21 protein-coding genes, 1 pseudogene and 1 riboswitch are annotated in these 23,726 nt (G+C 44.1%); of the genes and pseudogenes, 14 read left to right on the top strand and 8 right to left on the bottom strand.

Annotated features, from left to right (window positions below; translation table 11 throughout):
* Window position 1: 1 nt before the first annotated feature.
* The 3 genes from DRED_RS14815 to DRED_RS14805 are packed head-to-tail and all read right to left on the bottom strand — an operon-like array spanning window position 2 to window position 2,124.
* On the bottom strand, window positions 2-760 hold the full coding sequence (locus DRED_RS14815; RefSeq protein ID WP_011879079.1) for an ABC transporter permease: 759 nt from the start codon (window positions 758-760) through the stop codon (window positions 2-4).
* Window positions 744-1,517 (bottom strand): ABC transporter ATP-binding protein, encoded by a 774-nt coding sequence (locus DRED_RS14810; RefSeq protein WP_011879078.1) that lies wholly within the window; start codon window positions 1,515-1,517, stop codon window positions 744-746. The genes DRED_RS14815 and DRED_RS14810 overlap by 17 nt, the downstream gene beginning before the upstream one ends.
* Complete coding sequence (locus tag DRED_RS14805) at window positions 1,507-2,124, bottom strand: TetR/AcrR family transcriptional regulator (RefSeq protein ID WP_011879077.1); 618 nt, start codon at window positions 2,122-2,124, stop codon at window positions 1,507-1,509. Before DRED_RS14805 ends, DRED_RS14810 begins: the two co-directional genes overlap by 11 nt.
* 426 nt (window positions 2,125-2,550) lie before the next feature.
* On the opposite strand from DRED_RS14805, the gene DRED_RS14800 reads away from it, so the two are divergent.
* The gene (locus DRED_RS14800) at window positions 2,551-2,892 is read left to right on the top strand and encodes a hypothetical protein (protein ID WP_238442537.1); all 342 of its coding nucleotides are present in this window, start codon (window positions 2,551-2,553) and stop codon (window positions 2,890-2,892) included.
* 112 nt (window positions 2,893-3,004) lie between these two features.
* Here DRED_RS14800 and DRED_RS14795 read toward each other — a convergent pair whose 3' ends face one another.
* Genes DRED_RS14795 through DRED_RS14785 form a run of 3 tightly spaced genes read right to left on the bottom strand, consistent with a single transcriptional unit; the run spans window position 3,005 to window position 6,519 of the window.
* Entirely contained in the window at window positions 3,005-5,278 is a 2,274-nt protein-coding gene (locus tag DRED_RS14795; RefSeq protein WP_011879075.1) for a xanthine dehydrogenase family protein molybdopterin-binding subunit, read from the bottom strand.
* Window positions 5,279-5,728: a (2Fe-2S)-binding protein gene (locus DRED_RS14790; RefSeq protein ID WP_011879074.1), complete on the bottom strand. Its 450-nt coding sequence runs from the start codon at window positions 5,726-5,728 to the stop codon at window positions 5,279-5,281.
* Window positions 5,719-6,519 (bottom strand): FAD binding domain-containing protein, encoded by an 801-nt coding sequence (locus tag DRED_RS14785; RefSeq protein WP_011879073.1) that lies wholly within the window; start codon window positions 6,517-6,519, stop codon window positions 5,719-5,721. The genes DRED_RS14790 and DRED_RS14785 overlap by 10 nt, the downstream gene beginning before the upstream one ends.
* Before the next feature lie 356 nt (window positions 6,520-6,875).
* On the opposite strand from DRED_RS14785, the gene DRED_RS14780 reads away from it, so the two are divergent.
* The 13 genes and pseudogenes from DRED_RS14780 (at window position 6,876) to DRED_RS14720 (ending at window position 20,523) form a co-directional block, all read left to right on the top strand.
* Entirely contained in the window at window positions 6,876-7,352 is a 477-nt protein-coding gene (locus DRED_RS14780) for a (2Fe-2S)-binding protein (RefSeq protein ID WP_011879072.1), read from the top strand.
* 3 nt (window positions 7,353-7,355) lie between these two features.
* A complete protein-coding gene (locus tag DRED_RS14775; RefSeq protein ID WP_011879071.1) occupies window positions 7,356-8,207 on the top strand; it encodes an FAD binding domain-containing protein in 852 nt (283 codons plus the stop codon).
* 77 nt (window positions 8,208-8,284) lie between these two features.
* Window positions 8,285-8,384, top strand: a riboswitch (purine riboswitch).
* Between the two features lie 299 nt (window positions 8,385-8,683).
* Entirely contained in the window at window positions 8,684-10,450 is a 1,767-nt protein-coding gene (ade, locus tag DRED_RS14770) for an adenine deaminase (RefSeq protein ID WP_011879070.1), read from the top strand.
* Between the two features lie 11 nt (window positions 10,451-10,461).
* Window positions 10,462-12,552, top strand: coding sequence for a xanthine dehydrogenase family protein molybdopterin-binding subunit (locus tag DRED_RS14765; RefSeq protein ID WP_011879069.1), 2,091 nt, complete (start codon window positions 10,462-10,464; stop codon window positions 12,550-12,552).
* An 86-nt stretch (window positions 12,553-12,638) separates the two neighbouring features.
* Window positions 12,639-13,667, top strand: coding sequence for a BMP family protein (locus DRED_RS14760; RefSeq protein ID WP_011879068.1), 1,029 nt, complete (start codon window positions 12,639-12,641; stop codon window positions 13,665-13,667).
* 83 nt (window positions 13,668-13,750) lie between these two features.
* Window positions 13,751-15,283, top strand: coding sequence for an ABC transporter ATP-binding protein (locus tag DRED_RS14755; protein WP_011879067.1), 1,533 nt, complete (start codon window positions 13,751-13,753; stop codon window positions 15,281-15,283).
* Complete coding sequence (locus DRED_RS14750) at window positions 15,277-16,374, top strand: ABC transporter permease (protein WP_011879066.1); 1,098 nt, start codon at window positions 15,277-15,279, stop codon at window positions 16,372-16,374. Before DRED_RS14755 ends, DRED_RS14750 begins: the two co-directional genes overlap by 7 nt.
* The gene (locus tag DRED_RS14745) at window positions 16,316-17,260 is read left to right on the top strand and encodes an ABC transporter permease (RefSeq protein ID WP_011879065.1); all 945 of its coding nucleotides are present in this window, start codon (window positions 16,316-16,318) and stop codon (window positions 17,258-17,260) included. The genes DRED_RS14750 and DRED_RS14745 overlap by 59 nt, the downstream gene beginning before the upstream one ends.
* Before the next feature lie 17 nt (window positions 17,261-17,277).
* Window positions 17,278-17,745, top strand: coding sequence for a hypothetical protein (locus DRED_RS14740; RefSeq protein WP_156779677.1), 468 nt, complete (start codon window positions 17,278-17,280; stop codon window positions 17,743-17,745).
* 157 nt (window positions 17,746-17,902) lie between these two features.
* Window positions 17,903-18,910, top strand: coding sequence for a molybdopterin-binding protein (locus tag DRED_RS14735; RefSeq protein WP_011879063.1), 1,008 nt, complete (start codon window positions 17,903-17,905; stop codon window positions 18,908-18,910).
* 50 nt (window positions 18,911-18,960) lie between these two features.
* Window positions 18,961-19,068 (top strand): annotated as a pseudogene (locus DRED_RS19410) (selenium-dependent molybdenum cofactor biosynthesis protein YqeB); the annotation flags it as partial.
* Between the two features lie 109 nt (window positions 19,069-19,177).
* Window positions 19,178-19,933, top strand: a complete 756-nt coding sequence (gene yqeC, locus DRED_RS17985) for a selenium cofactor biosynthesis protein YqeC (RefSeq protein WP_011879061.1) — start codon at window positions 19,178-19,180, stop codon at window positions 19,931-19,933.
* A complete protein-coding gene (locus tag DRED_RS14720; RefSeq protein ID WP_011879060.1) occupies window positions 19,930-20,523 on the top strand; it encodes a nucleotidyltransferase family protein in 594 nt (197 codons plus the stop codon). Before yqeC ends, DRED_RS14720 begins: the two co-directional genes overlap by 4 nt.
* Window positions 20,524-20,624: 101 nt before the next feature.
* Here the strand turns inward: DRED_RS14720 and DRED_RS14715 are convergent, their stop codons facing one another.
* Both DRED_RS14715 and DRED_RS14710 read right to left on the bottom strand, forming a co-directional pair.
* Window positions 20,625-22,544 (bottom strand): methyl-accepting chemotaxis protein, encoded by a 1,920-nt coding sequence (locus DRED_RS14715; RefSeq protein ID WP_011879059.1) that lies wholly within the window; start codon window positions 22,542-22,544, stop codon window positions 20,625-20,627.
* Between the two features lie 223 nt (window positions 22,545-22,767).
* Complete coding sequence (locus DRED_RS14710) at window positions 22,768-23,604, bottom strand: amidohydrolase family protein (RefSeq protein ID WP_011879058.1); 837 nt, start codon at window positions 23,602-23,604, stop codon at window positions 22,768-22,770.
* Window positions 23,605-23,726 lie beyond the last annotated feature (122 nt).

Genomic DNA, 23,726 nt, shown 5'->3' with positions numbered 1-23,726 from the left:
ACTAAATATGAATCCACGAACATAAGATCTTTTCTGCTTGATCCAGCAGTATGTAAAGGAAAAAACCCATTAACCCCATAGCAATAATACCGGCAAACATTTCTTCATAATTCATCCGGCTAAGTGAATCCATAATAAAAAAGCCAATGCCTGTCTGGGTGGCGTAGGTTTCGGCCAGAAAGAGTACCGCCATGGCAGTACCCAAACCTAGCCTCAGGGCGGTTAGGATGGCTGGCAGGCAACCCGGTAGATAAACGTGGCGGTACAGGTCCCAGGAGCTGGCACCTAGGGATTTCAGAGAAAAAATATATTCCTTTGCCATATTTTTTGCGGCATCCCGGGTGGTAACTAAAATTTGGTAGAAAGTGATTAGTGTAATTAACAGAATTTTAGAACTATCACCAATACCTAATATAATTAAGAAAATAGGCATAAAAACCACTTTGGGAATGGGATAGGTTAAATAAAGCAGGGGGGCCGCTTTTCTATCAACTTCTGGGTTCTTGCCTAGGAAGATACCCAGTGGCACTGCCAGCAGGGTGGCTGACAACAGGCTCAAGAGTACCCGATAGAGGCTTACACCGAGGTGAGAAAGAAGCTCCCCACGGAGGCTAATTAAAAAGCTGTGCAAAGCATCCAGCGGCAGTGGCACCGCTGGGCTTTTTAATGTCAGCGATAGTAACCACCATAGCAGCAGGAGTATAGCCACTGAGGATAAAAAGGACATGGCTTGTTCAGCTTTTTTATATGTCTGCCGCATGTTGTTCCCTCCTGTGCAATAGGGATCTCAGGCTACTACACATTTCCAGAAAGGGGACCTTACCCCGCAGTTCGTAATCCCCGGCCATTTCATTTTCCACGACCTGTATAATTGAACCGGGTCCTGGAGACATCACAAAGATCTTATTTCCCAAAAAGACAGCCTCTTCAATATTGTGCGTTATGAGTAAAATAGTTAACTTAGTTTCCTGCCAGATTTGAAGAAGAAAATCCTGAATTTCTTCACGGGTAAGGGCATCCAGGGAAGAAAAGGGTTCGTCCATCAGCAATAGTTTAGGTTCCAGGACCAGAGCACGGGCAATGGCAACACGCTGTCTTTGGCCGCCACTTAGTTGGGCTGGAAACCTTTTGGCCAACGATAAAAGACCCAGTTTGTCCAATACTGTTGCTGCCTGGCTTTGAATTTCCTGTGTTGTTTTTTTTCTTAGTTGCAACCCTAAAATCACATTATCCCAGACCGTCTTCCAAGGAAGCAACCCATATTCCTGTAAGATGAGGGCTGTTTCCCCACCACCTTCTGGAACCTTGCCATTAATAAGCACATGGCCGGAATAGCGGTGATTTAATCCCGCCAGAACATTAAAGAGTGTGCTTTTTCCGCAACCGGAGGGACCAATGATAACGCCCGTCTTGCTTTGGGGAAGGGATAGATCAACAGAGTCCACCGCTGTGATCATCTTGCCCTTTTGTAGGTAATCCACATGTAATGATTTTATGGAAAGATAATCAACTGACATCTCGTTTTCCCATTCCCCTCAAGTTATATTTCATGAGCGTTGCAACAGACACCTCTAAGTCTTCTGGTTTACCTTCACGCAACCAGTTGATAATCACCTGCCGAAAACTTCCCACAAAGGCGAGGGCCGAGACAAAGGTATCCTCATTCGGTATTCTGCCCTGACTTTTCAATTCGTCCAGATCTTCTTTGGTAAGCTTAATTAATTCATTTTCAATATCAATAAGCTTCGCATTAAAGGCATTATTAACTCCAGGCACTTGGACCAGAAGAATTTTTGCCATATTTTTTTCTTTAATGAAAAGTTTAATACAGGTTTCCATGGAAGCCTGTAGTTTATCAAAACCGTCCGAGAAATTGGCTCGCTCATTTCTAATGCTCTCCAAGAGTTCATAAAACATTTCCTCCACGATCATATTAATGAGGGCATCTTTATTTCTAAAATATAGGTAGAAAGTTCCCGTGGCAATTTTTGCTTTTTGGGCAATTGCTTTGATAGATGTTCTCTGATAGCTATTTTCCGCAAAAACTTCCCGGGCGGCCGTTAGGATTTCTTTTTTTTTGGATTGGAGTTTTTCCATTACTTTATTGGTTTGACGGTACGCCATGCAAAATCACACCTCTCGGACTATGTAATGAATAAACATTCATTACATAGTCTTTATTTTATGCAGGTTTTTCCTTTGAGTCAACGATGTATTATGGTTCTTCCCCAGCTGATTAACTATCGGACTCACCTATCCCCTTATTTTTTGTTTGGCATTTACATAAACACTTTTTGGATAATAGTACTATAGTCCTAAAAGAAGATAGATCTCCTTTCCTGTTAACAATAACGCCAGGGTCTGATATAAATGCTAAAGAGGACTTATTGAATGACTTCTAAATATAGATCTATTAATATTTAGTTAAGCCCGTGAAATATTGTTAAAATTCAAAGGAAAGATGGGTTACAAATGAAATATTGTTCTTATATGGGAACACAAAAATTAAGGTGTGCTGCATTCAAAAGCGGTGGTTTTGCCCCCACTAATATGAATGTATCACAAAACTGGTGGGATAAATACTGCACTTCCGGTGCTTATCTTCAATGTCCGAATTACAAAAAGTTACGTGAGATGCAAGAGGAAGTTCGAAGAAGCAAAGGGTCCAAACTAATTAACAAAGAGACAGGTTATAATAACGGATATCAAAATGCAAATTTTAATCAAGGTTTAAACCAGAGGGTAAATGTCAAGTATTTGAAAAAAATTAAAATCAACCCTGTTCATGCCCATGGAGGTATAGCACCTCATTTCTGTGAGAAACCCTGGCGTTCAACTGCATTGCGTTTTCGAGTGATTAAATCCTTGTTTTATCTAAAGCCTTGGAAATAGTTCGAAAATATTAAAGAGAGTGCTCACATCGTCGGTTTTCAGTCGACGATTTTTTATTTGATCAGAAAAAGGGGCTGACCTATTTGCTTATTGGTCGGCCCCTTGGGAAAGTTTATTTGTACATTCCCATGTATACCTTTTCCGGTGTGATGGGAAGCTTGGTGATGCGAACCCCCACGGCGTTATAAACGGCATGGGCAATGGCCGGGGCCGGTGTGTTAATAACCACTTCTCCGATGGATTTTGCCCCAAAGGGACCGGTGGGTTCAAAGCTTTCTTCAAAGCCCACAGTAATATTGCCGATATCTTTGCGGCAGGGAATTTTATACTGCATAAAGGAATTGGTTAAGAGGTTCCCTTTTTGATCGTACCTTACATCCTCATAAAGGGCTAGACCAATACCCTGCACCACGCCGCCCTCCACCTGAATTCTAGCTAAATTGGGGTTTACCACCGTACCACAGTCCACCATTGCCACGTAATCGACTAAATTAACCTGGCCGGTTTCTTTATCCACTTCCACCTCGGCAAAGCCTGCGATAAAGGGTGGGGGAGAAACGTTACTACCATGGGTGCCGTGGCCCACCAGCTGGCATTTGCCTGCACCCAAGACGGAAAGATAGGCTAATTTTTCTAACCCGATGTTTTTTGTTCCATCCAAGGTTGTAATGATTTTTCCGTCAAACTCCACTTCTTCGGGGATACTCTCTAGGAATTTAGCACCCCTTTGCAAGATTTGCTGACGTAAATCTTCGGCGGCCTTAACAACAGCCATACCAGTGACATAGGTTGTGCTGGAGGCATAGGACCCCGGGTCATAGGGGGAAACGTCGGTATCTGCTGCATAAACAGCAATATTTTCCAATGGGGTTTCCAGAACCTCTGCAGCCATTTGAGCCAGGATGGTATCACTGCCGGTCCCCAAATCGGTGGAACCGATAAGCAGTGTATAATTGCCATCATCCTGCAGTCTAATTTCGGCAGAGGCCGTGTCAATACCGGCAATGCCGGAGCCCTGCATGGTTACTGCCATCCCAACGGCGCGCACTTTATTGCCCAGATCCTTCCCAGGGTACTTTTCCTGCCAGCCAATCAGTTCTTTGCCCCGTTGGATACACCGATGCAGGCTAGAGCTTCCTAAAAGTTTGCCCTCGTAGGGTAGGCAGGTTTCCCCTGCTTTGATCAGGTTTTGCAGCCGAATTTCCGAGGGATCCATCTTAAGTGCCTCGGCCAGTTTATTGACAGTGCTCTCAACAGCAAAGGTTCCCTGGGTGGCCCCAAAGCCCCGCAATGCCCCGGCATTCATTTTGTTAGTGTATACCGCATGGGCCACAAAGCGCAAAGCCTTTGTTTTGTTATAAAGGGGCAGTGTCTTTTCGCCCACCAGTGAAACAACCGTAGATGCATGTTCTCCATAAGCCCCGGTATCGGATAAGGCATCAATATCGATGGCCCGGATGGTTCCATCTGCATCAGCCCCTAGGCGAACCTTAATGCGCATGGCATGTCGGCAGCTGGAGCAAGTAAAGGTTTCCCTTCTGTCATAGATAATTTTGGCTGGTTTACCGGTTTTTAAGGTAACCAGGGCCGGGAAAATTTCTGCTACGGTGGTTTGCTTACCGCCAAACCCGCCCCCGATACGGGGTTTAATAACTCGAATTCGGCTGGCAGGGATTTGCAGAGCCCGGGCCAGTTGACGTCTTACATGAAAAGGGATCTGGGTGGAACTGACCACCACCAGTCTTCCCGCCGGATCTAAATAACTATAGGCCCGGTAAGTTTCCATCATGGCATGGGCCTGGGCCTGGGTATAATAGGTTTCTTCCACCACCACAGCACATTGCTCAAAGGCTTCCTCAACGTTGCCATATTCTACTTTCTGGGATGAGGCAATATTTTTTTCCTTGATCAAACCAGTATCAAAGTTACAGAATAGGTCATCCTCCGGATGGACCATGGAGGGATGTTCCGTTGCTGTTTCAAAATCCAAGACCGGTTCCAATACCTCATATTCAACTTTGATTAAATCCCGGGCCTGTAAGGCAATTTTTTCATTGACAGCGGCGATAATGGCCACTTCATCCCCTACGTATCGAACCAGCTCATCTAGGATCAATCGGTCATAGGGGGAAGGCTCGGGATAGGACTGTCCGGCCAGGGTAAATCTGACCTTGGGAACATCCTTATGGGTTAGTATGCAGACAACCCCGGCTAGTTTTTTTGCCTCGGCTGTATCAATGGTTTTAATTTTAGCAAAGGCATGTGGACTGCGTAGAATTTTGATTACCAGAGCATTGGCGGCGGCCAGATCCTCTGTATAAGCAGGTTTACCCGTGGCGATGGATAACCCATCGATCTTTGCAATCCCCTTTCCAACGACCCTCATTTACTCCACCCCCAGATACTTCTTAATGGCCCTTAGCTGTCCCATATAGCCGGTACACCGGCATAGATTACCCGTTAGATAGTGAATAATTTGTTCTTCAGTGGGGTTTTTGAGTTCATGCTTCATGGCCAGCACAGTCAAAATGAAACCGGGGCTACAGAAACCGCATTGTTCGGCCCCTTCAGCCACCAGCATCTGGGCAAACTCCTCGGCTTCCCCTTGTACTCCCTCAATGGTGGTAACCCGTTTGCCACTGACCCGATAGGCTAAGGTTGAGCAGGACAGGGTGGGTTTTCCGTCGATCCATACCGTACACAGACCGCAACAGGAGGTATCACAGCCCTGTCTTACACTTAACAAACCATATCTTCTCAGGGTATCTGCCAACATTTCATCCGGTACTATTTCTAAGGTAACCCTTTGATTATTTAAAATAGTTTCTATTTGCATGCTTCAACCTCCGTAATGGCTCTATTGACCAACACACTGCACATGGCTTGCCGGTATTCCGCTGTCCCCCTGAGATTGGTGCCGAAGGATAATTCCTCTGCAGCTTTTTGAGCAGCATTTTTAATATCTGCCGGGCTTAGGGTAGCCTTGCCGGAAAGTTCTTGGGAGGCTGCCACAGCGATGGCGGCCTTTAGTGGTCTGGCACCTACAACAATTCTCCATTGGTTTTCCAGACAGGAAACCGCTGTATTAAGAATAGGATAATCGCTTTTGGAATTTCTTAAATCTTGATAAACTGCCTGTCGGTTATTTTTTTGAATAAAGATGCGGGTCAGGATATCTTTGGGATAGGGTTTTGCCAAGAAGTTTGCTAAGGGCATTCTGCCGCCTTGATGCAGTTCAACTTCGGTATCCAGGGCCAGTAAAGCTGTGAGTAAGTCTGAAAAACCATATTTTGAGTAGACGGTGGCGCCTACTGTAACAACATTTCTAAATTGTACACCAATAATGTTTCTAACTGACTGGGGAAGCATGCCATTAAAGTAAGTCTTTAAAGCAGGGTGAGTTTCAAGATCTCGAAAGGTAACCATTGCGCCAATTACAAATTGGTTATCCTGTTCTTTGATAGAATCAAGCTGAAGGTTTGCTAAATCAATGGCGGTACGGATTTTTTTTGAGCCCAACCGTAAATAGGCACTGCCCCCAAGGACGGTATTACTTGCATGTTCATGCAATATTTGGTATGCTTCCTCGATCGTCTGGGGTTGTACCAAGTGATCGATAGTAAACAAATGAACCACCCCTTTAGGAATAAATTTATTTTAAATTTGTCATCAACACAAAAAAGATAGTTTATTCTACCAGAAAAAACAAGGGGCTTCTATACCTTCTTGGTGGCCACTGGCAGGTTGTTTTTTAACCACCCTATGTCAAGGGTTATTGATTTGCCATTTTTGGCAGCCCTCTTGAGAGTGAGAAAAGTGCTTGAAAATGTTGGAGGGTACAAATATAATTTATAAAAAAGTCGAATTAAGCCACAAGACTTTCGGACCAATATTTTTGCATGTTCCGAAAGGCCTTTTTATTTCACGGGATTTTTATTTGTTTTGTTATATCATAATATTTAGTCAAATTGGAGGTCAAGGAAATGCCGGTTTATACCTTTCAGTTAAATGGGAAGCCCACCCGTGTTGAGGTAGGGAGTGATACCACACTGCTGGAAACCCTACGGCAACATCTCGGTTTAACAGGTACCAAGGAAGGCTGTGGACAGGGTGAGTGTGGTGCCTGTACCGTCATTGTGGATGGGAAAGCTGTAAACTCCTGCTTAGTCCTAACCAGTCAAATAAATGGTTCTCATGTTGAGACCATTGAAGGTCTGGCAAACCATGGCGTATTAGACCATTTACAGACAGCCTTTATGGAAGCTGGAGCGGTGCAATGCGGTTTTTGTACACCGGGCATGATCATGTCAGCCAGAGCACTGCTCTTGAAAAACCTGAACCCAACTAGGCAGGAGATCAAAAACAGTATAGCCGGTAATCTCTGCCGATGTACGGGCTATGTTAAAATTGCGGATGCCATTCAAAGGGCAGCGGCATCTGTTAAAGAACGAGGTGTTTAAAACATGGAAGTCATTACGCCGGTTCATTTGGAAGAGGCCTTGGGGGAGTTATACAGGGATTCTTCCCAGAGTATTCTGGCAGGGGGAACTGATTTTCTGGTGAAACGGAAAAATGGCCAGATCAATCCCTCCAGGGCAATAAATATTTATAATTTACAGGAATTAAAATTTATCCGAAAAGAACAGGGGCAGCTTATCATTGGCCCCCTAATGACCCACCAAGAACTGGTGGAATCCAGTATGGTTGGCCAATATGCTCCTTTATTAGCAGCTGCCTGTTCCCAGGTGGGTTCCCTGCAGATTCGTAACAGGGGTACCTTAGGAGGTAATTTGGTGACTGCATCGCCGGCCGGGGACACCATGCCGGCCTTGGTAGTTTCCAATGCCACCTTGCTTCTCCGCTCAGCCCACTCCGAAAGGGAAGTTTCCATCGTGGATTTTATTAACGGACCGGGCAAAACGGTGCTTCAACCGGGAGAACTGCTGACAGCCATTAAAATCCCCTGCTGGGAACCAGAGCAGATCGGGTTTTATCGAAAACTAGGACAAAGGAAGGCAATGGCCATTTCCATTGTCAGTGTTGCCTTCAAGGCCAGATTGGTCAACCAGGTCCTAGAAGATGTCCGGATCGCCTGCGGTTCAGTAGGACCAACCGTGATGGAGCTAAAAAGAACTGCCCAAAACTTAACCCGTTACAGCCTTTGGGGCGAAGAACTTTGGACCTTGGTGTCCGATGCCGGAGCCGAGACCAGTCCGATCTCCGATGTAAGGGCTTCCCAGGAGTATCGCCGGAAGATGGTGGGTGCACTTCTTTATGAGGGATTACAAGATTTGAGTATTAATAAAAGGTGCTAACCTAAAATACGAATTGTTGTAATTTGTCAGATTATACAATTTGTTCATTGACAAATGTCAACTGTCTTTGCTAGTATGGACATAAATGAATCGTTTTCCGTATATGCTTGGGAATTGGCCCAAGTGTTTCTACCAGGCAACCGTAATTGCCGGACTACGGAGGGAAAGTGTACCTAGGGTTCCACAACCCCTTCCTTTTGGGTTTGGTTTGGTCCGAGCGGTACAGGCGTTTTTAGCGCTACACCGATAGGGATAAAAGCCCAGGCGGCAGGTTTCACTCTTTAGAGGATGAAATCTGCCTGTCTGGGCTTTTTTATGTGCTCATATCAGAAAGTATAAAATTTTCTGATGTGCATAAGGACAAACTAAGGTTCTGCCGTCGCCTAAAGGATCTCGCCCTATAAGGTATGGCATAAGCCAAGTTTTTTAAACAATGTGGTTATTAACCTAATAAGACAAAAATATGAGGTGAATTTATGTTGGGTGATGTTGCTTCTTTAGCTGAGGAATTGAGAGTGGCTGCCGGCCAGGAACCAGCAGATTTGTATATAAAAAATATACAGATTGTGGATGTTTATACCGAAACCATTTTCTCTGGTTCTCTGGTCATTAAGAACGGCAAAATCGTAGCGGTCAATCCTGGCTGGGAGGTTGAGGCCAAAGAGGTCTTTGACGGAAAAGGACGCTTTGCTGTGCCAGGTTTTATGGATGCACACATACATATTGAACCTACCTTGTTGTCGCCCGAAGCCCTTGCCAGTGTCATTGTGCCCTGGGGCACTACGACACTCTTTGCGGATCCCATGGAAATTGCCAATGTCGCAGGGCTGAAAGGAGTAGAGGCCCTTCTAAATAACACGGAAAATTTGCCCTATCAAATTTATATAGAGGTTCCTTCTCGGGTGCCCACCGCCCCCGGCCTGGAAACCACCGGTGGTGTGTTGGGGGTTAAGGAAGTGGACCAACTTTTACAGAGCAACATTTCGGCAAGTCTAGGAGAATTAGATCCTTCTAAAATTTTATCGATCAAAGAAGAATACTTGGCAAAAATTGTCAGTGCCCGGGCTAACGGTAAAGTGGCCAATGGACATGCCATTGGGCTGAATTGGGATCAGTTGAATGTCTATGCCACAGCTGGCCTTTCGGATGATCACGAGTCGGTTGTGTTTCAGGAGCTCTTTGAGCGACTGCGTTTAGGAATTAAGGCCTTGGTCAGGGAGGGTAGTACCGAAAGAAACGTGGAGGCACTGGTGAAAGGTGCCATCGAACAGAACCTGTCCACCGAAAATCTAATCTTTTGTACCGATGATAAGCATGTAAATGATATCGTCCGGGAGGGTCACATCAGTTTTAATGTTCAGAAGGCCATTGCCCTTGGGTTAAATCCCATTAAGGCCATCCAAATGGCAACCATTAATACCGCCAAGCATTTTCGATTGGACCATTACCTTGGGGCTTTAACCCCTGGGAAAGTGGCAGATATTGTACTGTTAGATGATTTGGTAGAGATAAAACCGGCTTATGTATTTAAGAACGGTAAACTGGTGGCACAGGGTGGCAAATTAACCCAGCAAATTGAAATTAGTCAGTATCCGGCATTCTTAAATGAAACGGTGAAGCTTCCACCCAATTTAGCACCGACTTCCTTTGCCCTGCCGTCCCAAGGGAACAGGTGCAAGGTAAATGTTATCAATCTTTATCCGGATCAAATTATTAATTTTGCCAGCCAGGAGTGGCTAAATGTTGCGGGTGGAGAAGTACAAGTTAATACCAATGAAGACATATTAAAGCTGGCTGTAGTTGAACGATACGGGAAAAATGGCAGCGTTGGAGTGGGCTTTGTCAGAGGTTTTAAGCTAAAGGCCGGGGCTTTGGCTTCCTCTGTATCCCATGACCATCACAATATTGTTATTGTGGGAACCAATGACCAAGATATGGATCTGGCAGCCAGGGAAATTGCCCGACATCAGGGAGGATTGGTGGCTGTGGAAAATGGCCAAGTCATAGGGGTACTGCCCCTACCCATTGGTGGCCTGATGAGTTCTTTGCCGGCTGAACAAGTAATGTCACAAATTGATCAATTAAATAAAAAGGCGGAGCAGCTAGGGTGTGACTTACCCGCTCCCTTCATGACACTTTCCTTTATCTCCTTACCCACAGTGCCAGAGCTTGGCTTAACAGATTGCGGTTTAATTCATGTATTAGAACACCGCATAATACCCACGGTGGTGGAAACAGAATAGGGGGTTTTAAAATGCCTGGTGTGGTCGGAACTTCAATCCCTCGTGTGGATGCAAAAAGTAAAGTGACAGGTGAGGCCCTTTATGCCAGTGACTATTATCTTCCTGGGATGCTGCACCTTAAACTAGTTCGTTCAACACAGGCCCATGCCAAAATATCAAAAATTGATATAGGTGCATTCACTAACCTGCAAGATGCCTATTGTTTCACAGCCAAGGATATCGAGGTCAATAACTTTGGTCAAATTGTCAAGGATCAGCCTGTACTGGCTGAAGAACGGGTACGGTTTTTCGGAGAACCAATTGCGGTGGTGGCGGCTAAAACGTCGACCTTAGCCAGTGAATATGCACAGCTGGTTCATATTGACTATGAAACCGTGGATGTGGTCAAGGAGCCTGAAGAAGCTATCCAAGCAGGCAGCCCCTTGATTCACGGTCAGGGCAATCTATTGCAGCATATTCCCTTCTACAAAGGGGATACGGAAAGGGCCTTCGCAGGGAGTCACCTTACCCTGGAAGATACCTTTACTGTACCGGTGGTGGATCACCTGTATTTAGAACCGGAGTCAGGTGTTTCTTTCCTAGATGAAAACGGTGTTTTGAATATTATTGCCGGCACTCAAAACCCCTTTTACGATCAGCAGGAGATTGCCCGTTGTTTGGACATTCCTCAGGAGAAAATACGAGTTAGAACACCAAATATTGGTGGGGGCTTTGGGGGTAAAGATGGTAATACCGTTCAGTTGTTCCTGGCCCTGGTCACCTGGAAAACAGGGCTGCCGGCCCGTCTGGTGTTTACCCGGGAGGAATCGCTCATGGCCTCTTATAAAAGACATGCTGCAAAGGTTAAGGTAAGGCTAGGGTTCACCAAGGAAGGGCTTATCACCGCTTACCAGGGGAAAGTTTATTACGATACCGGGGCCTATGCAGCCCTAGGCCCTGCGGTTGTGGGACTTGGTGTGGAACATGCTGCGGGACCCTATGTGATTCCCAATGTACAAATCGACGGTTATTTATGCTATACCAACAAGCCTCCTGCCAGTGCCATGCGTGGGTTTGGTGCCCCACAAACGGCCTTTGCCACAGAAACACTGTTGAACAGGGCAGCTAAACAGCTCCAGTTAGACCCGGTGCAGCTTCGAATAAAGAATGCCTTGTATAAAGGAGCAGAGGGGAGTCTGGGTCAGCCCATGAACCATTCCGTTGGTCTAAGGGAAGCCCTGCAGATCCTAGAAAAGTCAGACCTATGGCAAGAGAGATTGTACAATGAGGAACCAAACATTGGATATGGTATGGCCGCAGGCTTTCTTAGCTGCGGTATGGGAAAGGGTATAAAGGATACAGCAAAGGTCGAAATTGAACGACTGCCCGGGGGTTTCTATGAAATAAAAATAGGTACGGTGGAGATCGGACAGGGAAGCACTACTGCTTTCGTGCAACTGGCAGCCCAGGCCCTGGGTGTTTCACCAGAGAAGATCCAAATTGTTATGGGAGATACGGGACTTACCCATGACAGTGGCTCCACTGCTGCTTCCCGAACCACCTATATCTCTGGCAATGCCCTATTGGCAGCGGTGGCGGATTTGCAAAGGCAAGCAGAAACGGGACAGAAGGGTATCGGAGAGGCCGTATTCCCGGAAGTGTCTCAGCCGGACTTAGGAATTGGCCTACCCCATTGCATGTATACCTTCATTGCCCAGGCAGCCAAGGTAAAAGTGAATCCCTTGACAGGTGAAGTGCAACTCCTACAGGTTTTTGCGGTCACAGAGGCCGGACAGATTATAAACCCCATGGCTTTGGAAGGGCAAATACAAGGCGGCGTGGCCATGGGTGTCGGTTATACCTTGCTGGAGCAAATGGATTTTACCCATGGCGTACCTAACCAGACCAATTTATCCACCTACTTGATACCCACAAGCCTGGACCTAGCGGATATGGAGACAGCTACCGTTAATGAGTACGAAGATTCTGGTCCAATGGGGTTAAAGGGTGCTGCAGAAGTAGGAACGGTAGCCATTGCACCGGCCATTACTGCTGCCATAAACGAAGTTGTGGATATTTCCATCAATGAGTTGCCGGTATCCCGTGAAAGAATAGCTCAATAGGAAATTGGCCTGGAAGAAAGCCATAGGTTTGATGTCAAAGGATAAAATCCTTAATAACTAGTTACCCAAGATAAGGAGGATAACAAATGAAGAAAGCAAGACTTTTGCTGGTGGCCCTGTTAATGATGAGTTTGTTGCTGGCAGGGTGTGGCAACAAAGAAGAAAAAGCAACCCAAGGGGGTAAAGAGGACGGGAAAAAACCCCTGAAAGTTGCTTTGATTCTGCCGGGCAAGATCGATGATGTCTCTTGGAATCAGGCTATGTATGAAGGTGTAAAGGCTCTAGAAAAGGAATATGCCGGTAAAATTGAAGTGACCTACACAGAACAAGTATACGAAGTATCTAACATTGAACCAACCCTGAGGGACTTTGCTTCCCAGGGCTATGATTTGATCATTGGTCATGGTTTCCAATTTATGGAGCCCATTATCAAAGTGGCCCAAGAGTATCCCGAAACCAAATTTGCCCTGGGAACAGGATTTAAGACCCTTCCCAATACCTGTGTCTATGATGTTAAGCTGGAGGACGGTGGCTACCTGATGGGAACCCTGGCCGGCCTCATGACCAAGACCAATAAAATTGGTGTAGTGGGCGGCGCTGATGTGGCAGAAATCTACCGTGGCCACGAAGCCTTTAAACATGCTGCCAAGCAGGTTAATCCCGATATTCAAATTCAGGAACTTTACACCGGAGACTGGCGGGATGCTGCCAAGGCCAAAGAAGGGGCCATTTCCATGTATGATGCCGGTGCCGATGTAATTTGGCACTCCGGTGATGGCATTGGCTTGGGTGTCGTGGATGCAGGGAAAGAAAAAAACAAAACAGTATTGGGCAATGTTGCTGATCAAAATGTACTGGCGCCCAACAATGTATTATCCGGTATTGCCTACAACTGGACTCCTGTGGTGAAAGAAATGGTTGACGATATTTTAAACAACAATTTTACCAACAGAGATAAGAAATTTTACTGGTTAACCGCTGCCAATGGTGGTGTAACGGTTGCTCCATTCCATGGTTTAGATAGCACCGTTCCTGCAGAGGTGAAAGCGAAACTGGAAGAAGTGAAGAAAGGCTTGGCCAATAACACAGTGGAAATGCCTAAATTTGAAAAATAAAGTAACGATTTGCATAGGGTAAACTACGCTTCCGCTTAGAAAAACTTGGCGGAAGCAAGTTTTTCTAAGGGGGCAAGGTCGGTTTGCAATCATACGCGGTGGAAATGAAGGGGATCACCAAAGGATTTAAGGGAGTTATTGCCAATAACCAGGTGAATTTTCGCTTGGCCAAGGGATCTATCCACGGACTACTTGGCGAAAACGGAGCCGGTAAAACAACTCTCATGAATATTTTATTTGGTCTTTATCAACCAGAGGCAGGCCAAATTTTTATTAATGGCACAGAGGTGGTCATAAACAATCCTACCCAGGCCATGAATTTAGGCATAGGCATGGTACACCAGCATTTTATGTTGGTAAGACCCATGACTGTGGTGGAAAACATTATGCTGGGGTTACCGGCTAAAAGGGGAATTTTTTTAGACAAAGGGGCTGTGGAGGACTCTCTTAAAAAACTATCAGAAAAATATAACCTGAAGGTGAACCCCAAAGCCCAGATTAGACAGCTCTCTGTTGGGGAACAACAGAGGGTGGAAATATTATCAGTTCTTTATCGGGGTGCCGATATTTTAATCCTGGACGAGCCCACCGCTGTATTAACACCCCAGGAAACAGCGGAGCTGTTTAAAATTCTTAAGCTCATGCGTGACGACGGAAAATCCATTATTCTTATTACTCATAAATTAGAAGAAATATTAGAGATTGCCGATGAAGTAACCGTATTAAGGGATGGTTGCCAAGTTGGAGGAGAAAAAATAACTAACCAAACCACCAAAAGTGATTTAACCAATATGATGGTGGGGCGGGAAGTGTTGTTAAGCTTTGACGAAAGGCCTGACTGCACAGGGGAAACAAGGCTGGTTGTTGATAATGTTACCCTAAAGAATGAAAATAAGTTACTGGTATTAGACTGTGTTAATTTTAATATCCGAGCCGGAGAAATATTAGGGTTGGCTGGTGTGGACGGAAATGGTCAAAAGGAATTATGTGAAGTACTTACCGGATTACGACCTTTAACTTCAGGAAAAATTCAATTGGATGGGCAGGTCCTGAGTGGTAAAAATCCCAGTGAATATATTAAGGAAGGAATTGCTCATATTCCGGAAGATCGTCATAAAACCGGTTTAGCAATGGGCTTTGATATAACTAACAACTTAATTATCAAAGAATATCAGAGTCCACGTTTTTCCACCGGGGGCTTGTTAAATTTTAAAGCCATTGCTGCCAATGCCCAACAATTATTAAATGAGTATCGCATTAAGGCCAGTGGACCAGAGGCAAAGGCAAAGGACCTCTCAGGCGGTAATCAACAGAAAATTATTCTGGCCAGGGAAATTAGTTCGTCCCCCCGGGTTATTATTGCCAACCAACCAACCAGAGGGCTGGATATTGGTGCCTCCATGTATGTCCGGGAAAAACTTTTGGAACAAAGAGAAAAAGGGGTTAGTATCCTATTAATTTCCGCAGACTTGGAAGAACTTCTCCAAATATCTGACCGCATAGCTGTTATTTATGAGGGCCGGATTAAAGGAATTCTTAAAAACAAAAATGTTAGTATCGAGGAAATTGGTATGCTGATGGCCGGTGTAGAAAGCGGGGAAAAGACGGCATGTTGAACAGAAAAACCTCTCTGAAGAATATCATGGTGAGCATTGCACCCCCTGTCATTTCCATTGGACTGGCGATGCTGGTAGGGGCGCTACTTTTGCTCTTCACAGGGCAAGATCCCCTGGAAGCTTTTAAAACGCTGTTTTGGGGTGCCTTTGGCTCCACCAACAGGATTGCCGAAACCCTGGTTAAGGCAACACCGCTGATGATTATGGCCCTAGGTACATCCATTGCCTTTAAAAGTCAACTTTGGAACATTGGTGGGGATGGGCAGTTTACCCTGGGTACTGTCTTCGCGATGCTGGTGGCCCTAAACTTTTCCGCCCTGCCGGCTCCCATTCTTTTACCCCTATCTTTTTTGGCAGCATTTCTGGGAGGGGCCCTGTGGGGTGGTTTGGCTGGCGTATTTAGGGCTAAGTTCAATGCCAACGAAGTGATTACTACCTTAATGCTGAACTACGTGGCGGTTTATTTACTAGGCTGGCTGGTGCGTGGTCCCATGATAGATCCCAATGGCCATGGCTTTCCCCAAACCCCACTAATTCAAGAAAGCTTAAAACTACCTATTTTGCTAAGTGGCACCAGGTTGCACTTTGGTATTATTATTGCTGTATTCATTATTTTCGCAGGCTATGTCTTTTGGCGTTCCACCATCGGGTTTCGTATCAAACTCATGGGGGAGGGGCATCATGTGGCCCGATATAGCGGTATCAAGATATCTAAAACCATTGTTCTGATTATGTTCATATCTTCTGGTCTGGCCGGGGTGGCCGGCTGGACCGAGGTTTTTGGCATCCATTATCGTTTATTGGATGATATTAACTCCGGTTACGGTATGTTAGCCATTGTGGTGGCGTTATTAGGCAATCTTAATCCACTGGGGATTGGAATCTCATCGTTCTTTTTTGCTGCTCTCATCGTAGGCGGCAGCACCATGCAGCGCATGGTGGGAGTACCCTTTTCGTTAGTCAGTGTCATCGAAGGGCTAGTCATTATCTTTGTTATTAGTAGGGTGGTTTACACCCAATGGAGGGACAGGCATGCAAACAGAACTTTTAACCCAGGGTTTTCTCATCAGTCTACTGGCGGGGGCCATTAGAACCAGTGTGCCAATTCTTTTTACTGCCTTGGGAGATATTTTTACACAGCGGGCCGGCATACTGAATCTTGGTTTAGAAGGAATAATGCTGATGGGAGCCCTGGGTGGTTTTGTGGGAACCTACTTTACCGACAATCTGTGGGTAGGGGTTCTCATTGCCATCCTGACTGGTGTTTTATTTTCCCTGATTATGGCCTTTTTAAGTGTAACTGTCAAGGCAAACCAAGTGATTGCCGGCACAGCCTTAACCATATTGGGAACGGGTCTTTCAGCTTATTTATATCGCAGTATTTTTGGGGTACAAAAACTCCCCCCTCAAATTGAAGCCTTTCCTGCCCTAAAGATTCCAATTTTAGGGGATTTACCTTTTTGGGGGCCTGTGTTTTTTAATCATAATATTTTGGTGTATTTAGCTTTTATATTGGTAATTGTTACCCACATTGTCATGGAAAAAACAACCTTTGGTTTGAGCGTTCGAGCCGTTGGAGAGCATCCACGGGCGGCCGATTCTCGGGGAATTAATGTACCGTTGGTGCGCTATCTTTGTGTGATGATTGGCGGTGCCTTTGCGGGACTGGGTGGAGCCTTTCTCTCCATTGGTTTTATGAATACTTTTTTAGATCAAATGGTGGCAGGCCGTGGATTTATTGCGGTTGCCGTTGTGATCTTTGCCCGTTGGAACCCTTACCGGGCCCTGGGTGCAGCCCTGCTCTTTGGTGGTGCCAACGCCTTGCAACTTAGGCTGCAGGCATTGGGAATGCCGGTGCCACACCAATTCTTACTGGCCTTGCCCTACATTTTAACTATTCTTGTTCTCTTAAGTGTTTCGAAAAAAGCTGAGTTCCCTGCAGCATATACAGTTCCTTATTCCAGATCTGAACGATAATGGAAAGAGGGGTTTTCTTGAACAGTTTTGTTAAAGGTCTGCTAACCAAAAGTCGGGGAACGATGATATGCATGATTATCATCTTGATGGTGGGTTGGATCATTGGGTCTTTTTTACCCGGAGAGCGACAAGCCACCCATAGGGTGCAGGAATTTATTGATGCCGTCAATGATAATAGACCCAGAGATATTTACCTTTACTTAACCCCCCAATTAAGGGAAAAAATTAGTCGAGAGGATTTTACTCGTAATTTTGCCAAGGAAAGAAGTTACCCATACCTAACGCCCCTTTATCTCTATCTGGATGAAGTAAAACTCTCACCGGATAAACAAACCGGAGAAGCAATCCTTACGGTGGCAGCAAGGTTACCTGGAGAAAAAATGCGTGTGCATTTAGTTTACTACCGGGGCCACTACTATATTGAAGCCTTTAAAGAAATTGTTGATGGCAGCTACCAAGATAAATTTCAAAAACTTAAGAGATAGTTGTTTAATTGACTATTATCTAGAAGAAAACGTATAATTATTATAAAATTAGCAATAGGGTCATCTATTTATTTTATAAAGACGACCCTATTCCTTTTTATAAAATAAATTGAGGTGAGTACCCATAAATTACAGAATTATTAAAATAGAAGATGCTGTGGGGAAAATTCTTTCCCATGATATCACAAAAATAGTAAAGGATGAATTCAAAGGCCCTGCCTTTAAAAAAGGACATATCATTCAGACCCAGGATATTGAAGAATTTCTCAAATTAGGTAAGGAGCATGTCTATGTATTGGAACTTGAAGGGGGAGAAATTCATGAAGATGAGGCTGGCAGCCGGTTGGCCAGAGCAGCTGCTGGTGCCGGTGTTCGGTGCAGTCAGCCGAAAGAAAGCAGAGTAAATTTATTTGCTGAATGTGCGGGCCTATTAAAGATTAATCTTGATGCTTTGGATGCCATTAATGACTTGCCGGATGTTATTTTATCCACTCTACCTAACCATAGCGTGGTAAAGGAGGGGGATATGCTGGCAGGGACCAAGGTGATTCCCCTGGTGATTAAAGAAGAGATTTTAGCACAGGCAGAGAGAATTATAAACAAAGCAGGGAATATTCTTCAAGTGGTACCCTTTTTAGAGAAAAAAGTTGGTTTGATTGTTACTGGCAGTGAAGTATACAAAGGTAGAATTACAGATACCTTTGGGCCGGTTTTGTCAGAAAAGATGGCTTCCTATGGGGCAACTGTCATCGAATTGGCCTATGCACCAGATGATGCCCAAGTGATTGCGGAAAAAATCAACCATGCCATAGAAAAAGGGGCAGATATAATCTTGGTATCCGGCGGTATGTCCGTAGATCCAGATGATGTAACCCCCCTAGGTATTCGAAATTCTGGGGCGGAAATAATAAAATATGGCGCACCGGCTTTACCTGGAGCCATGTTTTTGATGGCTTACAAGGGTGATGTGGCTGTACTGGGGATTCCAGCCTGTGGAATGTATTTCCGAACAACAGTGTTGGACTTGGTATTACCGCGCCTGCTGGCGGGAGACCGAATTAGCCGACGGGATATTGTGAAACTTGCCCATGGTGGACTCTGTCGTGCTTGTTCTCCGTGCCACTATCCTAACTGTACCTTTGGCATAGGAGACTCCTGGAATTAGTAGCAAGGGGTGCTGTCCATGACAGCTGTATTCGAAAGGGTGGGTGCTAATTGGAACTTTTAGTATTGGTAAAGGGTGCCGGTGACCTAGCAACTGGTGTTGCTCACAGGTTGTTTCGCTGTGGCATGCAGGTGGTGATAACTGAGATTGCACAACCCGTTTTGTTCGTGCTGGGGTATGTAGGTGGCCAGCCAGTTCTGGAGGCCATACTTTATCATAGGAATCAATGGGGTACCTACTGCTAACAAGAAGTTGAGGAATATATAAATGAAATTCATCAATGCTTTGGATTTAAAGCAGAGGGAAATGATCTGTCTGGTGGGGGCTGGCGGCAAAACCAGCATTATGTATCAGCTTGCCAAGGAATTATCAGGGACTGGTGCCAGGGTGCTGGTAACCACCACAACGAAAATGTTTGACTGGCAGCTAAAAAGCTGCTGCAATGAGGTTCTGATAGATAATGAAGAGTCTCTTCTTGTTAAAATAAAACAATACAGGTCTCAAACCAATCTGCTGGCAGTTTGTTCAGGTGTGTTTGGTGAAAAAATTAGAGGTTTGAGCAAGGAAGCCTTGGATGAAATTTACTCTTTACAATTGTTTGATTATATTCTGGTGGAAGCCGATGGTTCCCGGGGAAAATCACTAAAGGCCCCGGCTGATCATGAGCCAGTGTTACCTACCTTAACCACCACTGTATTAGCTGTGGCTGGAGTCGATATTTTGGGGTATCCTTTAAACGAAGAAACGGTACACCGCCCCCACTTGGTGAACCAGATAACCAGTGAACACTTAGGGCAGCCGGTGTCAGTAACTACCCTGATCAAAGTTCTACGTCACTATGAAAGGGTTGTAAAAAAATCGGTCCCCAGCCTTAATTGGGTTCCTATTTTTAATAAAGTAGATACTCCAGAGGATAAGCAGAATGCAAGGAATGTGGCCAGGAAGCTGTTGTCATCTTCCACCCAGAAAGTTTTGCTTACCTCCGCCCTGGTTTCCGATCCAGTCCTGGAGGTGGTACCATGATTTCAGGAGTGATTCTGGCTGCGGGACTTTCCCGTCGAATGGGTTGTCCCAAACAACTATTACAGTTAGGCAATAAAACACTGCTGGAGCATGTGGTGACCCATGCCCTGCGGGCTCGGTTGGATGAAGTGATTGTGGTTACGGGAGCTTACCGGGAGGACATAAAGCAAGCCCTAGAGGGCTATGCTGTAAACTTTGTGAATAACGATCGCTATGAAGAAGGGCAAGGCACTTCATTGGCCGCCGGTATCTCTGCCGTATCTCCCAAAGCCAAGGGAATATTGTTTTTACTGGCCGATCAACCCTTTGTATGTCCGGAGATGATGAATCGAATTAGCGATGCTTTTCTGGAAACAGGGGCTCCCATTGTCAGAGCAGGAGCAAACGGCCACCCGGTGCTTTTTGCCAGCGATTTTAGGGAGCAACTTTTGCAACTTAGGGGCGATTCCGGTGGCCGGCAGATTATTGAGAAGATGAAAAACAAGCTTCTAACCATCAAGCCCTGTCCATACTTTGTTTCGTTGGATATTGATACACCGGACCAGTATCGAAGAATTCTGGCCCTTTACACAGGATCTCAAGGGTTTTAAAGTACCGTAGAAAAGAATGATGGAATTTTGTAGGCAAATGAATATTCAGTTCTAAAAAAGACTAGATCACAATTCCATGAGGTCTAGTCTTTTTTAGAACTTTATTTAAATTTCTCCGCAGTTTTATTGAGTTGGTTTGCCACCGTTAATAGGGATTCAGACAGGGAAGCAATTTCTTCAGAGGAGGCTGTTTGTTCTTCGGTAGAACCAGCGATATGCTGTATTCCTGCGGCAATCTGTTCGATGGAAGCTGCCACGCTCGTAATCTCATTGTTAAGGGTTTGCAGCAGTTGATTGATGTTTTCAAAGGAATCTCCAGCCTGTGAAGTAATTGTTATTCCGTCCTTAACGACACCTACATTTTCTCCGATGGAGGCAACGGCAGTATGGGAGTCCCTATGAATATTTGATATCAACTGGTATATCTCCTTAGTAGCTGCAGAGGATTGCTCAGACAGTCTTTTTACCTCATCTGCAACTACAGAAAAACCCCGGCCATATTCACCTGCCCGAGCAGCTTCAATAGCTGCATTAAGAGCTAATAGGTTTGTTTGCTCAGCAATTTGATTGATTAAATCAACTATTTGTGTGATTTTGGATGAGTTATCGGTCAAATTTGATACAACAGAGGATACCCTATTGGTTGAATTACTTATATTATCCATTTGTTTAATAACGTTGTCTATGGCTACTTTGCCATCCTGAGCTAAGTTTATTACTTTTTGGGAGTGGCCAGATACTCGTATGGTGCTGTCGGAAACATTTTCTACTGCAGAGGAAATTTGCGACATAGCAGAAGCATTTTCACTGGCAACAATGGAGGTCTGCTGAGTACTAACAGATAACTGTTTGGCTGTTTCATGTACTCTTTGACCTTCTAGGGTTATTTCCTCAATTAAATTTTTTAGATGTTCAACCATTAGCTTAAAAGAAGTTGTTAATTTTTCTAAGTCAGAGTTAGAGTGACAGACCTGTACTTCAACATTTAGATCTCCTTGGGCAACATGGGCTGCTAAGGTTGAAATATTGTCGATAGGTTTTGTAATGCGTCGGGTGTAACAAAGAACAAATAGCATTGCCAGCAAACTAACGACCAGACTAGTGATTATTACATTATGGGTAATGTCATTAAGAAACCCAAATGCCTCAGACACACTTTGTTCTACAACAACTCCCCAACCAGTTTTTCCAACAGGCATAAAGGTGGCAATTACGTCTGTTTTTTCCAAGGGTTCATAGTAATAGCCTGTTCCGGATTGTCCATTAAGTAACTTACTTACAATGGGATGTTTATCTAATTTGGTAATTTTAGATGTGAATTCCTTATTGGGGTGCGCGGCTATAACACCATTTTTATCAACAAGGTATATTTTCCCAGTACGACCAAAGGTAAGGTTTTTAACTTTTTCACTTAATACATCCAGGGTTAAGGCACCTAACCAAACCCCAGTAAGCTGACTGTATTCATCCTTTATAGGTGTTGAAATGGCAACGACATGTTTATTAATGGAGGCAGACAGATAAACCTCAGAAATATAGGTATTCATTGAACCTGTTGCTCCTTTAAACCAGTCCCTAAAGGCAAAATCCATTCTTGATAGTCCCACTTGGTATTTATAGGGTTCAAGCATAATGTTAATCCCCTTATCACCAGTAAAGGATTCAAAATAAGCAAAATCGGGATACTCTTTAAGTAGAGACTTTGCTATATTCCGTTTTTCAAGATCTGCGTTTTCCGGAACACCCTTAAACTCTTCCCTAATTAGGCTTACAGCTGACATATCCTTTACTTCAGGAAGATTAGACGAGAACCGAACAATGGTCATAGAGGTATTTATAAAATCTTCCACATTCATAACCACGGACTTAGCCTTAGTTTGTTGGCTTTCCAAGGTAACTTTTTCAATTTCTTTTTTGAGATTGTAAAGGGTGTAATAACTGATGGTTACTATAGAGATAATTAGTAATGCTATAAAAATAAAAGAAATTTGAAAATTAAGTGATGTTTTATTTTTAAACACAATTATATCTCCTGTCTTTAACAAAATATCTATCTTTTAATTTCATTCCAGGTGTGGGAATTTTATAGTTAATTTTTCTATTAGATATTTTGACTGTGCTTAAAAACCCAGGTAGAAAAGCATACCTGGGTTTTTAAAAAGTTACTTTTGTAGTATTGAACTATCAAAAGATTGTACAGAGTTTTAAAGCATTTTCTTACGTAAATGGTAGAGGTATGCGAACTTACATATCCAACTTTAAAATACGGCCAGCATTTTTGTACATAACATTAGCTCTAATCTCTTCATTTGAAAATGGCAGTTCGTTATAGAGTTTGATACAATCTTTAAAGTCCTGGAAAGGGTGAGCACTGGCAAAAAGAAGTTTATCACTAATAATGGTATTTGCTGCTTTGATATAATACTCGGCAAATGGGAAATTTTCGTATTCAGATATATCTAAGTATACATTTGTATTTCTTTGGGCCACTGTAATCATTTCACTTACCCAGGGATAAGCACCATGACTTACAATCATTTTTAGTTCGGGGAAATCTTTGGCTACGAAATCAATATATCTGGGAGCAACATGGTCGATGACTGCATTGGGTACCAGGGTGGCAGGACCAGTGGTAATGACGATAGGAATGTCTAATTCACAGCACTTAGCATAAATGGGATAATATTTTGCATCATTTACATAAATTTGGGCTAAATAGGGATCAATGGAAGCACCCTTTAATCCTAGTTCATTGATTGATCGGGTAAGTTCCTTGATGGCAGCCATTCCCTTATGGGGGTCAAGACCTGCAAAGCCAATAAATTTATCAGGAAATTGATTAACCATATTGGCCACACCATCGTTACTACCTTTCCATTGGTAAGTTGTTTCGGCATCCCTTCCCAAAATTACAGCTTTATATACACCATGTTCATTCAGTTCCTCAACAATTTCTGCAAGATCCTGAGTCTTTGTATTGGAAAAACCAATCATATCACACAATGCCTTAAACATTTTACTCTCCCCAATGGCCATTACATCCGGGGTATTGGGTCTAAAACGAAAGTCGATAATCTTCATAATAATTCTCCTTTAGTTGTAATGTATTGAGATTATGTTGATGTGATCACAGTAGCATAAAGGTATAAGATTTGTCTGTTAAGGGCAATTGTAGTTTACAAAAGTCAAGTGTGGATGTTATG

Origin of the sequence: Desulforamulus reducens MI-1 (genome assembly GCF_000016165.1) — a bacterium.
Taxonomy (GTDB): Bacteria; Bacillota; Desulfotomaculia; order Desulfotomaculales; family Desulfotomaculaceae; genus Desulfotomaculum; species Desulfotomaculum reducens.
This window is presented reverse-complemented; position numbering and strand designations above follow the sequence as displayed.